This is a genomic window from Streptomyces sp. S6, from assembly GCF_054880855.1.
Genome location: NZ_JBTYMC010000198.1, coordinates 1 through 12,651, shown reverse-complemented (window position 1 = coordinate 12,651; position 12,651 = coordinate 1). Strand labels below are relative to the sequence as shown.

Annotated in this window: 8 protein-coding genes and 1 pseudogene; 7 read left to right on the top strand and 2 right to left on the bottom strand. The window is 72.8% G+C overall.

Annotated features, from left to right (window positions below; all coding sequences use genetic code 11):
- Together ACVNF4_RS23990 and ACVNF4_RS23985 are read left to right on the top strand one after the other, a co-directional pair.
- Positions 1–1,510 (top strand): ATP-binding cassette domain-containing protein (locus ACVNF4_RS23990; RefSeq protein WP_461804946.1); only part of this gene is annotated, 1,510 nt, incomplete at its 5' end.
- Entirely contained in the window at positions 1,507–3,393 is a 1,887-nt protein-coding gene (locus ACVNF4_RS23985; RefSeq protein ID WP_461804945.1) for an ATP-binding cassette domain-containing protein, read from the top strand. The genes ACVNF4_RS23990 and ACVNF4_RS23985, both read left to right, overlap by 4 nt.
- Positions 3,394–3,401: 8 nt before the next feature.
- Here ACVNF4_RS23985 and ACVNF4_RS23980 read toward each other — a convergent pair whose 3' ends face one another.
- Positions 3,402–4,007: a LuxR C-terminal-related transcriptional regulator gene (locus tag ACVNF4_RS23980; protein WP_461804944.1), complete on the bottom strand. Its 606-nt coding sequence runs from the start codon at positions 4,005–4,007 to the stop codon at positions 3,402–3,404.
- A gap of 315 nt (positions 4,008–4,322) precedes the next feature.
- Here ACVNF4_RS23980 and ACVNF4_RS23975 point away from each other — a divergent pair, with 315 nt between their 5' ends.
- The gene (locus tag ACVNF4_RS23975; protein WP_461804948.1) at positions 4,323–6,350 is read left to right on the top strand and encodes a SpoIIE family protein phosphatase; all 2,028 of its coding nucleotides are present in this window, start codon (positions 4,323–4,325) and stop codon (positions 6,348–6,350) included.
- Positions 6,351–6,438: 88 nt separating this feature from the next.
- Here ACVNF4_RS23975 and ACVNF4_RS23970 read toward each other — a convergent pair whose 3' ends face one another.
- A complete protein-coding gene (locus ACVNF4_RS23970; protein ID WP_461804943.1) occupies positions 6,439–7,890 on the bottom strand; it encodes a S1 family peptidase in 1,452 nt (483 codons plus the stop codon).
- A gap of 718 nt (positions 7,891–8,608) precedes the next feature.
- On the opposite strand from ACVNF4_RS23970, the gene ACVNF4_RS23965 reads away from it, so the two are divergent.
- The 4 genes and pseudogenes from ACVNF4_RS23965 to ACVNF4_RS23950 all read left to right on the top strand — a co-directional run.
- The gene (locus ACVNF4_RS23965) at positions 8,609–8,815 is read left to right on the top strand and encodes a type A2 lantipeptide (protein WP_461804942.1); all 207 of its coding nucleotides are present in this window, start codon (positions 8,609–8,611) and stop codon (positions 8,813–8,815) included.
- Positions 8,816–8,902: 87 nt separating this feature from the next.
- Positions 8,903–9,709: an HlyD family efflux transporter periplasmic adaptor subunit gene (locus ACVNF4_RS23960; protein ID WP_461804941.1), complete on the top strand. Its 807-nt coding sequence runs from the start codon at positions 8,903–8,905 to the stop codon at positions 9,707–9,709.
- A complete protein-coding gene (locus ACVNF4_RS23955; protein WP_461804947.1) occupies positions 9,694–11,865 on the top strand; it encodes an NHLP family bacteriocin export ABC transporter peptidase/permease/ATPase subunit in 2,172 nt (723 codons plus the stop codon). Before ACVNF4_RS23960 ends, ACVNF4_RS23955 begins: the two co-directional genes overlap by 16 nt.
- Positions 11,862–12,651 (top strand): annotated as a pseudogene (locus ACVNF4_RS23950) (NHLP bacteriocin export ABC transporter permease/ATPase subunit); the annotation flags it as partial. The gene ACVNF4_RS23955 and the pseudogene ACVNF4_RS23950, both read left to right, overlap by 4 nt.

Below are 12,651 nucleotides of genomic sequence, written 5' to 3'. Positions count from 1 at the left end.
CGGCCGCCTGGAACTGCGCGGGGTGCGCGCGCTGCGCGACGACCGGACCGTCCTCGACGGCGTCGACCTCGTCGTCCCCGGCGGAACGACTCTCGCGGTCGTCGGCCGCAGCGGCTCCGGCAAGTCCCTCCTCGCGGCCCTCGCCGCGCGTCTCGCGGATCCGGCCGAGGGCGAGATCCTCCTGGACGGCGTCCCCCTGCGGTCCCTGTCCCCCACAGAGCTGCGCTCGGCCATCACCTGCGCCTTCGACCGGCCGGTGCTGTTGGGGACGACGATCCAGGACACGATCATGCTGGGGACGGCCTCCACGGGTGGTGAGGGGCTTCTCCGGCCGCCTGTCGCCGAGGAGGGGATGCCTGCTCGCTGCGGGGGGCCGGCCGACGGGCCGACGGCGCCTTCGGGGGCAGGGGTGCCCTCCGGGCCGGGGACGCCGGCCGCAGAAGGGGCGTCTGCTGAAGAGGGGGTGCCTTCCTGCTGCGGGGCGCCGACCCCTCGGCAGAACACGCCGGTCTCCGGACAGGAGGCATCCGCCGAAAAGGGGGTGACACCTCACCGTACGGCGCCGGCCTCCGAACAGAGGGCGCCTTCCAGGCCAGAGGCCCCAGCCGAAGAAGAAGCGTCTGCCGAGAAGGGGGTGCCGCCTTCCTGCTGCGGGACGCCGACCCCTCGGCAGAACACGCCGGTCTCCGGACAGGAGGCATCCGCCGAAAGGCGGGTGACACCTCACCGTGAGGCGGCAGCCTCCGGACAGAGGGTGCCTTCCAGGCGAGGAGCCGTCTCCCTCGACGCGGCCCCCTCCCGGGAGAGGGCGTCTCTCCGGCAGGTCGCCGAGGCCGCCGCCCGCAAGGCCCAGGCCCACCCCTTCGTCACCCGCCTCCCCCACGGCTACGACACACCCTGTGCCGACGCGCCCCACTCCGGCGGCGAGGCCCAACGCCTCGGTCTCGCCCGCGCGTTCGCCCGTCCGGCCCGGCTCCTCGTCCTCGACGACGCGCTCTCCAGCCTCGACACGATCACCGAACACCACCTCACCGACGCCCTCTTCTCCCCGTCCACCCCCACCACCCGCCTCCTCATCACCCACCGCGCCACGACGGCCGCCCGCGCGGACGCGGTGGCGTGGGTGGAGGAGGGGAGGATCCGGGCGGTGGGGACGCATGCGGAGTTGTGGAAGGTGGCGGGGTATCGGGGGTTGTTCGGGGAGGAGGGTGCGGCGGACGACGAGGGCGCGCGCGCAGGGGGCGGCTCGCGGGCTCGGACCAGAACCCGCGCCGAGGCGGTGCGCACGGCGGGGAGTGCGCGAGGTGGTGCTGGTTCCGATGGCCGTCCGGGGTCGGTGGCCGCCATGGACACGCGGGTGGAAGCGGTGGGCCGTGAGCCGGAGGGGGCTCGGCCTGCTCGTGACACGGGCGGTCGGGTCGGAGGTGCGCGGGAGAAGTCAAGGGCTGCCGAGGAACTCCGGTCCGGCGAGCCGGGCGGGCCCGGCGGGGACAGGAAGGGGTTGCGATGAGTGGTGAGCGGGCGTTCTCGGGGCGGGACGCGGGTGCGGTCGAGGGGGATGGCCGTCCGGCGCGGGACGCCGGCGTGGGAGGCGGGAACGCCCGCTCTTCGGACGACCCCGGCGAGCCCGGCTCCCCGCGACGCGCCCCCTCAGCTCCCGGCTCCGTGCCCACGTTCCCCGAGCCGGAACGCCCCACCCCTCCCCGTCCCGCCCCGAGCACCGAACCCGCCCTCCTCCCCCGAGCCCTCCGCCACCTCCTCTCCCACCGGACCGTCCTCCTCCGCCTCGCCCTCTGGTCCCTCCTGGAGGCCGCCCAGGCGTTCTTGTTGGGGTATGCGTTGGCGCGGGCCTTGGACGAGGGGTTTCTCGTGGGGCGGGCCGGGGTGGGGATGGGGTGGCTGGGGGTGGCCGGGGTAGGGGTGGTGGTCGGGGCGTTCGGGACGGGGCGGGTGTACGGCGGGGTCGCCGATCTCGTCGAGCCGTTGCGGGACCGGCTGGTCGAGAGAGTGGTCCGGCGTGGGGTGCGGGACGCCGAGCGGGGCGCGCTCTCCGGGCTGACTCAGCAGACCGAGATCGCGAGGGACACGTCCGCCGGTCTCGTCCTCGTCTCCCGCTCCTTCGTGTTCACGTCGGCCGGCGCCCTGGTCGGTCTGTTCTCGCTGGCCCCGGTGTTCGTGGCCGTCGTCGTACCGCCCCTCGCCGCGGGCGTCACCCTCTTCGTCGTCACCCTCCGTCCCCTGGCCCGCCGTCAGGAGGCGTATCTCGCGGCCGACGAGGCCCTCGCGGAGCACCTCGGGACGGTCTGCCCGGGGCTGCGGGACATCACGGCGGCCGGGGCGGAGGGGGAGACGGACGAGGAGACCGGGCGGCTGATCGACGCGGAGTTCCGGGCGGCCCGCTCACTGGCGCGCTGGAGCGTCACCCGGGTCCTCGCGCTGGCGGTCGGCGGCCAGCTCCCCGTCGTCCTCCTCCTGGTCACGACGCCCTGGCTCCTCGCCCGCGGCGTCTCCCCCGGCGCCCTCGTCGGCGCGTTCGCCTACGTCACCCAGTCCCTGCTGCCCGCCCTCGACGCCCTCGTCCACGGCCTCGGCACGAGCGGCGCCCGCCTCACGGTGGTCCTGCGCCGCCTGACGACGGACAGGGCCCCGGAGACGCCGCCCCCCGCCCCCGACCGGGCCGAACCCCACGCCCCCGCCCTGGCCCTGGCCGGCCTCACCTTCGCCTACGGCCCCGCCTCCACCCCCGTCCTCGACGGCCTCACCCTCGCCCTCCCCCCGGGCGCCCACCTCACCGTCGTCGGCCCGAGCGGCATCGGGAAGTCCACCCTCGCCGCCCTGGTCGCGGGCATGCTGACGCCGACGGAGGGCGAGGTGCGGATCGGCGGGCGGTCGGCGCTCGCGGGGCGGGAAGAGCGGGTGCTGATCCCGCAGGAGGCGTACGTGTTCACGGGAACCCTCGCCGAGAACCTCGCGCACCTGCGTGCGGACCCGGTGCCGGAGGCGGAGCTGTGGGCCGGTGTCGAGGCCGTGGGTGCGGAGAAGCTGGTGACGCGGCTGGGCGGCCTGCACGCGCGCGTGGAGCCCGCGAAGCTCTCCGCGGGTGAGCGCCAGCTGATCGCGCTCACCCGCGCCTATCTGTCCCCCGCCCCCCTGGCGCTCCTGGACGAGGCGACCTCGCACCTGGACCCGGCGGCCGAGGAGCGGGCGGAGCGGGCGTTCGCGGCGCGGCCGGGCGGCACGCTGGTCGTCGTCGCCCACCGCATCGCCTCGGCCCGCCGCGCGGACCATGTCCTGGTCATGGACGGCGCGCGCACCTCGTACGGCACGCACGCGGAACTATTGGAGAGTTCAGCTCTCTACCGGGATCTGGTGGGGCGCTGGTCGGCCTCCTGAACGCGGACTCACACCCACCCCTGTCCCTGCGATATGCGGATCGCGTCGATCCGGTTGCGTGCCCCCGTCTTGCGGGTGATCGCCGCCATGTAGTTGCGGACGGTCCCGTGGGACAGGTGCAGCCGCCCGGCTATCTCCGCCATGGAGACCCCCTCGGCCGCGAGCGTCAGCACGCTCAGTTCGCGCCGGGTCAGCGGCATCTCCGCGGCCTTGAGGAATCCGAACCCGAGGGAGTCGTTGATGAAACGTTCCCCCTGGGCGACGGTCCGGATTCCGTCGAGTAACTGCTCGGGCGGCCCCGCCTTGTCGACATAGCCGAGCGCCCCCGCTTCGAGGGCACGTTTCAGCAGGCCCGGCCGGTTCGCGCGGGCCAGCACCAGCAGCCGGGGGGCGGCCCGGTCGCCGGGGTCGCACAGCTCGCCCAGCGGGGGGATGCCATAGCTGTCCGTGCAGTCGAGGTCCGCCACGCAGACCACGGGCTGTACGCTGCGCACCCTCGTGTACGCGCCGTGCCATGGCGTGTCGTGGACGCGCAGGTCGCTCTCCCGCGCCAGCCATCTCGCCAGCAGCGTCCGCACCAGTCCCTCGTCGTGCACCAGAAGTACCCGGATCACTTACGTCCTTTCGGCTCGCCCGCCCGTCGGCTCGTCCTATGAGATGCCTGCCCCATTCTTCGTGGCTTGGTCCGTTTCCGAGCGCGAAGAACCGGCCACGGCGATGCGCGGGGGCGCACGTACGGCGCCCGGATGCCGCGCCGCGCTTCGATTCGGTCGCCTATGAACCGTTCGAGGGGGTACGGGTGAGCGCTCGCCGTGCGCGCGGCGCCGGTTCGGAGGAGATTTGTTCCGACCGCAGGGCCGGGCGAGGAGGTGGTCGCGGTGCACGGGACGCCGTCCGCGGGGCCGCCGCTGTCACAGGGCCTGACCTCGATGATGGACGCCGTGGGCGCCCACTCGGGGGCCGTGTACCTGCTGTCGGACGACGAGCCCGTTCTGGAGATGGCGGTCATGGCGGGGCTGCCGCGCGCGTTCGCGGCGCCCTGGGAGCGGGTCGGGCTGAGCGCGCCGCTGCCGGTCGCCGAGGCGGTACGGGACCGGCGGCTGGTGTGGGTCGGGGGCGAGGAGGAGATGGCCCGCCGCTACCCGCGGATCGCGGTCGTCCTGCCGTACCCCTTCGCCCTGGCCGCGCTGCCGGTCGCGACGCCGTCGACGGTGTACGGCGCGGTTTTCGTGACCTGGCCGGGCGGGCACCCCGCCGAGCTGTCCGAGGAGGAGCGGCGGCAGCTCACCGGGGGCTGCCGCCGCCTGGCGACGCGGCTGGAGCGGGCGGACACGGTGGACGCGGCGGGGGCCGAGCGGGACGTCCTCGGCGTGCGGTCCAGCGCCCTCCCGGAGGCCGCGCGGCTGGTGGCGCGGCTGCCGTACGGGCTGTGCTCGCTGGATCTGCATGGGCGGGTCGACTTCGCGAACACCGCCGCCGCGCGGCTGCTCGGGGTACCGGTGGCACGGCTGATGAGGAGCCGGCTGTGGGCGTCGGTGCCGTGGCTGGACGACCCGGCGTACGAGGAGCGGTACCGGGCCGCGCTGATCGGCCAGATCCCGACGTCGTTCGTCGCGCTGAAGCCGCCGTCGGAGTGGCTGTCCTTCCGGCTGTACCCGGGGACGGACGGGCTGAGCGTGCGGATCGGGCGGGCGCGGGCCGAGGCCGAGACGACGCCGCGCGCCCCGGACAGCGGGGAGCGGCCTCAACTCGTCACGTTGTCGCAGGCGCTGAGCCTGTCGGGGGCGCTGACCGAGACGGTGAGCGTCGAGGACGTCGTCCGGCTGGTCGCGCGGGAGATCGCGCCGGCCGTCGGGAGCCAGGCGCTGGCGCTGCTCGGGTCGCAGGCGGGACGGCTGCACGTGCTGGGGCAGTACGGGTACCCGGATCCGGAGATCGTGGGCCGCTGGGACGGCGTCCCGCTCACCCGTCGGACGCCCGGCACGCACGCGCTGGCGACCGGGCTGCCCGCGTTCTTCGACTCCCGGCGGCAGCTCGAACACCTCTACCCGGACCGCGACGCGACCCCGGACACCTTCGCGGCCTGGGCGTATCTCCCGCTGATCGCCTCGGGCCGCCCGGTCGGGGCGTGTGTCCTCGCGTACGCCGAGCCGCACGAGTTCTCCACCCACGAGCGCGCCGTCCTCACCAGCCTCGCGGGGCTGATCGCCCAGGCGCTGGACCGGGCGCTGCTGTACGACGCGAAGAACCGGCTGGCGCACGGCCTCCAGGCCGCCCTCCTGCCGCACTCGCTGCCGGAGCTGCCCGGTCTGCGGGCGACGGCCCGCTATCTGCCGGCGACCCGGGGCATGGAGATCGGCGGCGACTTCTACGACCTGGTGCCGTCGAAGCCGCGTCCGGCGGCGGTGATCGGCGATGTGCAGGGGCACAACGTGACGGCGGCGGGGCTGATGGGGCAGATCCGGACGGCGGTGCGGGCGTACACGACCGTCGGGCAGGAGCCGGGGGAGGTGATGCGCGGGACGAACCGGCTGCTGTTGGATCTCGGGGCGGAGCTGTTCGCGAGCTGCCTGTATCTGCGGCTCGATCCGGCGCGGGGGCGGGCCGTGATGGCGCGGGCGGGGCATCCGCCGCCGTTGCTGCGCAGGCCGGACGGGCGGGTGCGGGTGCTGGATCTCGCCGGGGGGCCGCTGCTGGGGATCGACGCGGGGGCGTCGTATCCGACGACGGAGGTGGTGCTCGCGCCGGGTTCCGTGCTGGCGCTGTACACGGACGGGCTGGTGGAGACGCCCGGGGTGGACATCGAGGAGGGGGTGGCGGCGGTGGCGGGGCGGCTCGCGGAGCACGGGGGGCGGGGGCTGGAGGAGGTGGCGGACGCGCTGGTGGGGCGGTATGCGGTGGCGGAGGACCGGTTGGACGATGTGGCGTTGCTGTTGCTGCGGGCGGAGGAGGATTGAGGGGGCGGGGTTGTGAGCGGGGACGGGAGAAGTCCGGCCCTCCAGGGGGAGAGGGCCGGACTTCGGGTGGAGCGTTCGGTTCAGGGGGTCAGTTGTTGTTCTGACCGTTGTTCTGCCCGCTGTTCTGGCTCTGGTTGTCGCCCCGGTTGTTGTTCTGGTTCTGGTTGTCGTTCGCGCCGTTACCGGCCTGCTGGCCCGCGCCGTTACCGGCCTGGTCGCCGACGCCGTTCCCGTTGCCCGCGCCATTGTCACCGGCGCCGTTGCCCGCACCCTGGCCGTTGCCGGCCTCCTGGCCCTGCTGCTGGTCCTGGCCCTGCTGCTGACCCTGTCCCTGGCCGTTGCCCTGACCCTGCTGCTGGTCCTGCCCCTGACCATTGCCCTGGCCCTGGCCGTTGCCCGCGCCGGCCCCGCCGCCGCCGAGGGTCGCGCCCGTCGCCTGGAGGGCGGTCGTCACCGGCTGGAAGAAGGTCTCGCCGCCGACCGTGCAGTCACCGCTGCCGCCGGAGGTGAGGCCGATCGCGCTGCCGTCCTGCGTGAAGAGGGAGCCGCCGCTGTCGCCGGGCTCGGCGCAGACGTTGGTCTGGATGAGGCCGGTGACGGTGCCCTCGGGGTAGTTGACGGTGGCGTCGAGGCCGACGACCTGTCCGTCGTTGAGGCCGGTCGTCGAGCCCATCCGGAACACCTGGGTGCCCACGGTCGCGTCGGCGGCCTGGAGGATCTGGACGTTCCGGCCGCCGCCGATGTTGACGTCGCTCGGCGCCTGCGTGGCGGCGTCGTCGTACTTCACGAGCGCGAAGTCGCCCGCGCCGGGGAAGACGGCCTGGTCGACGGTGGCGATCGGCTGGCCGTTCGCGGAGTCGGACCACTTCTCCTCGGCGACACCGCAGTGTCCGGCGGTGAGGAAGGCGGGCGAGCCGTCGCCCGCGGTGACGTTGAAGCCGGCCGAACAGCGGGCGCCGCCACCGAAGATGGCGTCACCGCCGGAGAGGAACGTCTTGAAGGTGCCGGCCGACTTCTTGACGGTGGCGACGTTCGAGCCGAGCGAGTTCACGGTCGATTCGAGGCGGTTCCACCTGGCACCGGTGACCGTGGAGTCGGCGGTGACGAGGACCTTGTTCGTTCTGGGGTCGACGGCCCACGACGTGCCGGGGATGGTCGCCCGCGTCTTCAGGGTCTGCGCGGCCTGCTTCAGCTTCTGGGCGCTGTTGGCGACCTCGCGGACCTTCGCGCCGGCCCGCTGCGCCTGGGCGACGACGTTGTCCTTGTCGCCGGAGACGTTCGCGACGTTGACGACGAGCTGGCGGGAGTCGGCGTCGTAGTACGAGCCGGCGAACGAGTCGCCGAGCATCTTCGACAGCTGGGTGGCGAGGCCCGAGACGTCAGCGGAGGACTTCAGGGTCTTCGGCATGACGGAGGAGGCGTTCGTGTCACCGTCCTGCGAAGCGTTCGCGTTGGGCAGCAGGAGCGCTGCCGCACCGAGGGCGGCCACACCGCCCACGGCTATCGCCGCTTTGCGCTTCGGGATTCGCTTGTGACTCACGTTCTTCGACCTCCTGAGGGGACGGGGTCTGTGCTGCCTCGTCGGCAGCTCCGTACAGCGGCGCCTGGTTGGCCATCAGTACGCGGGTGCCTCGGAGGGCGTTCAAACCCGTTTCCCGTTTCTTTGCCGGCGGCCGGGGATCAGCGGGGAATCGGCCAACTCCCCATATGCCGCTGACCGGTACCGATCCCGACATGGTCTGCCGGGGCAACTCGCCCACCGGAAAGAGAAGGCGGCGTTCCCCGGTCTTCTCGCTGCTCACGGCGGTTGTCTCAATACCGCTGCTCCTGACGGGAACTCCCGCCGCCGAATCTCTGAGTGACCGGTCGGCGACGCTCCGCCGACATTTCCCGGCCGAACCACCACTCCCGGGAATCTGCACACCGATTGCCCACGAGAGCCACCTCGGCCGCGCCTCCTGCACAACTCGGCAAGGCCCCGGCAACGTTTGACGGCGGAGTGCCGGATTCACGGCAACGGCGTACCGCGCTCATCCGAGCGATCAAGCGCCATGATGTGAAGAAGTCGGCACCGTGCCGTGGACACGCCTGCACGGTTCATCACCGCTCGGACGCCAACTGCTCCTGAGTGACAGGTGATTGATTGGAAGCCGGGGTGCCGGGCTGCTTTGATCCAGTCGTCCCCCCGAGGGGGCCCGCTCCCCCGGCCTACGGGGGTCACCTCCTCAAGCACCTCCATCAGGAAGGGAAGTTCCATCATGGACTCCATCCAGACCGCTCAGATCTCCGACGCCGAGCTCGACAACGTCTCCGGCGGCCTGACCCTCAACGCGCTCAACACGGTCACCCACCTGGTTGACGGCGTTGCCCCGGTCTCCGGCCTGCTCGCCACCGCCACCGGCACGGTCGAGGGTGTCACCGGCCTGAGCGTGGCCCCGGTCACCAACCTGGTCGCCGGTCTCTGACCGTCACCTCGTAGTCGCTGAGCTCCGGAGCCGTGACCCGGCTCCGGGGCTCTTCGCCGTTCTCCGCCACAGCCAGGTGAAGGTCGTATGCAGTTCCGCCAACAGGCTCTGAGCAAGCTCCAGTCGCCGGAGGACCTCGACCTTCCGGTGCGTTTCGCGCGTCCGCAGGGCTGGCTGGTGCTGGCGGTGTCGGTCGTCGCGATCGCCGCCGGGTCCGTGTGGGCGGTCACCGGCTCGGTCGCCTCCACGGTGAGCGCGCCCGCCGTCCTGACCCACGGCGAGGGCAGCTACATCCTCCAGAGCCCGGCGGCCGGGCAGGTCACCGCCGTCCTCGCGAAGGAGGGCCAACTCCTGCCCGCGGACGCCCCGTTGCTGAAGGTGCGCACCGCGCAGGGCGAGGCCGTCGTCCGCACGGTCGCCGCCGGCCGGGTCACCGCGCTCGCCGCGACGATCGGCCAGATCATCGCGACCGGCGCGAACGTCGCGGCCGTCGAGAAGGTCACCGACGCGGACGAACCCCTCTACGCGACCGTCTACGTCCCCGCCGAGAACGCGGCCACGATCCCCGCGAACGCCGCCGTCGACCTCACCGTCCAGACGGTCCCCACCCAGCGGTACGGCGTGCTGCGCGGCCGGGTGAAATCCGTGGACCGCACGGCTCAGTCCGCGCGGCAGATCGCCGCGTTCCTCGGTGACACGCAGCTCGGCGAGCAGTTCACCGCGCGGGGACGGCCCGTCGCGGTGCTGGTCCAGCTCGACAAGTCGCGGTCGACGAAGAGCGGTTACCGGTGGTCGTCCGCCGAAGGGCCGCCGTACGGGCTCGACTCCATGACGCTGGCGAGCGGTTCGATCAAGCTGGCCGATCAGCGGCCCGTCGACTGGCTGCTCCCGTGAGCGCCGCGAAGACGGTCCGTACGCCGACCGTGCTCCAGATGGAGGCCGTCGAGTGCGGGGCCGCCTCCTTGTCGATGGTCCTCGCGCACCACGGCCGGCACGTCCCGCTGGAGGAGCTGCGCATCGCGTGCGGTGTCTCGCGGGACGGCTCACGGGCGAGCAACCTCCTCAAGGCGGCCCGCAGTTACGGGTTCACCGCCAAGGGCATGCAGATGGACCTGGCGGCCCTCGAAGGGGTGCCCGCTCCGGCGATCCTGTTCTGGGAGTTCAACCACTACGTCGTCTACGACGGCACCGGACGGCGCCTCGGCCGGCGCGGCGTGTTCATCAACGACCCCGCCAAGGGGCGGCGGTTCGTGCCGATGGAGGACTTCGACGGCAGCTTCACCGGTGTCGTCCTGGTCCTGGAACCGGGTGAGGACTTCGCGAAGGGCGGGCGTAAGGCGGGGGTGCTCGGCGCGATGCCGGCCCGGCTGCGCGGCACCGCCGGGACGCTCCCGGCGGCCGTCCTCGCGAGCCTCCTGCTCGTCCTGGTGGGCGCGGCGCTGCCCGCGCTGAGCCGCCAGTACATCGACATGTTCCTCATCGGCGGCCAGACTTCCCTGCTGGGCGTCCTGTTCACGTCCATGGCGGCCTGCGTCCTGCTGACGGTCGCCCTGACCTGGCTCCAGCAGGCCAACCTCCACCACGGGCGGATCATCTCCTCGACCCTCTCCAGCGCCCGGTTCCTGCGGCACCTGCTGCGGCTGCCGGTGACGTTCTTCTCCCAGCGCTCCCCCGCCGACCTCGTCCAGCGCCTCCAGTCGAACGACGCGGTCGCCGAGACCCTGGCCCGCGACCTGGCGTCGGCGGGCGTGGACGCCGTGGTCGTCGTCCTGTACGCCGTCCTCCTCTACACCTACGACCCCCAACTCACCTTCGTGGGCGTCGGGGTGGCGCTCCTCAACATCGTCGCGATGCGGGTCGTGATCCGGCTGCGGGCCACCCGGACGGCGAAACTCCGCGCGGACAACGCCCGGTTGACCAACACCGCTTACACCGGGCTCCAGTTGATCGAGACGATGAAGGCGACCGGCGGTGAGGACGGCTACTTCCGCAAGTGGGCCGGGCAGCACGCCACGACCCTGGAGGAGCAGCAGCGTCTCGGGGTGCCGAGCGCCTGGCTGGGCGTGGTCGCGCCGACGCTCGCGACCCTCAACAGCGCGCTCATCCTGTGGATCGGCGGCATGCGCGCGATCGAGGGGCACATCTCGGTGGGTCTCCTGGTCGCCTTCCAGGCGCTGGTCGCCCGTTTCACGGCCCCGCTGACCCGCCTGAACGGCGTCGCGGGCCGCATCCAGGACTTCGCGGCGGACGTGGCCCGCCTCAAGGACGTGGAGAACTTCCGCGCCGACCCGCTGTACGACCGTCCCGGCGGCGCCGACTCGACGCGCCGGCTGCGCGGGCACGTCGAACTCCAGAACCTCACCTTCGGCTACAGCCCCCTCGACAAGCCCCTGTTGTCCGGTTTCGACCTCACCGTCGGCCCGGGTCAGCAGGTCGCGCTGGTCGGCGGCTCCGGAAGCGGCAAGTCGACCGTCTCCCGTCTCCTGTCGGGCCTCTACTCCCCCTGGGAGGGCGTGATCCGCATCGACGGACAGCGCCTGGACGACATCCCGCGCGGTGCGCTCGCCGCGTCCGTGTCCTTCGTCGACCAGGAGGTGTTCCTCTTCGAGGGGTCGGTGCGCGACAACGTGGCGCTGTGGGACCCGTCCATCACGGACGACGCGGTGACCGAGGCGCTGCGGGACGCCGCCCTGTACGACGTGGTGATGCGGCGGCCGGGCGGCATCCAGAGCAAGGTGGAGCAGGACGGCCGGAACTTCTCCGGCGGGCAGCGGCAACGTCTGGAGATCGCGCGGGCGTTGGTGCGCCGGCCGAGCGTCCTGATCCTCGACGAGGTGACCAGCGCGCTCGACGCGGAGACCGAGCTGGTCGTGATGGACAACCTGCGGCGGCGCGGCTGCGCCTGTGTGGTGATCGCGCACCGGCTCAGCACGGTCCGCGACAGCGACGAGATCGTCGTCCTCCAGCACGGCACGATCGTGGAGCGCGGGCGGCACGAGGAGCTGGTGGCGCGCGGTGGCGCGTACGCGGCACTGGTGAGGGAGCGGTGACGGCGGTGGAGGAAGGCGACCTGGTCCTGGGCGCGCTCGGGCAGCTCGGCACGCGGCTGGACTGCGCGGGGTCGGCCCGGCTGGACCTGGAGGGGCCGCAGGTGCTGTGGCTCGTCGCGTCGGGGGCGCTCGACCTGTTCGCGGTGGACGCCGGGCAGGAGGGTCACTGGCATCATCTGGGCCGCCTGGAGACGGGCTCTTTGCTGCTCGGTCCGGTGGCGGGGGCGCAGCACACGCTGGTGGCGCGGCCGGTGCGGGACTGCGTGGTGCACCGGATCGGGCTGCGGGAGCTGTATCAGCCGGCGTACGGGTACGACGAGTACGGCAACCCGGTCCTGACGACCAGCCCGCTGGAGTACGCCCTGTCCCTGGGCGTCGGCCGCAGCCTCTCCATCCTCTTCCAGGCGCCGATGGGAGCGGCGGAGGTCCTGGACGAGGACGTGTTCTGGATGCGGGTGCCGCCCGGCACCGTCCAGTACGGCGCTCTCTACGGCCAGGAGGCCGCCGCCGACCTCCTGATGGACCCGGCCGTCTGGCAGAGCATGGTCGATCAGCAGTACCGCCTGCTCACCACGCTGGACCGCTGGATCGAGCAGTTGGAGCGCACCCACGAGACCCGGGCCGCCGCCGGGATCAAGGCCGGTGAGGCGGTCCGTGTCCAGGCCGACCGGACGCTCATCGCGTCCATCGGGAAGCCCTCGGCCCGCCGGACGACGCCGGCCGACGCGGACGCCACGTTCGCCGCGTGCGAGCTGGTGGCCCGGGCCGCCGGGATCACGCTGACCG

Excerpts from the sequence above, each read along its gene's own strand:
- ACVNF4_RS23960 (WP_461804941.1), top strand. The coding sequence starts at position 8,903 with ATGCAGTTCCGCCAACAGGCTCTGAGCAAGCTCCAGTCGCCGGAGGAC.
- ACVNF4_RS23985 (WP_461804945.1), top strand. The coding sequence starts at position 1,507 with ATGAGTGGTGAGCGGGCGTTCTCGGGGCGGGACGCGGGTGCGGTCGAG.
- ACVNF4_RS23965 (WP_461804942.1), top strand. The coding sequence starts at position 8,609 with ATGGACTCCATCCAGACCGCTCAGATCTCCGACGCCGAGCTCGACAAC.
- ACVNF4_RS23975 (WP_461804948.1), top strand. The coding sequence starts at position 4,323 with ATGATGGACGCCGTGGGCGCCCACTCGGGGGCCGTGTACCTGCTGTCG.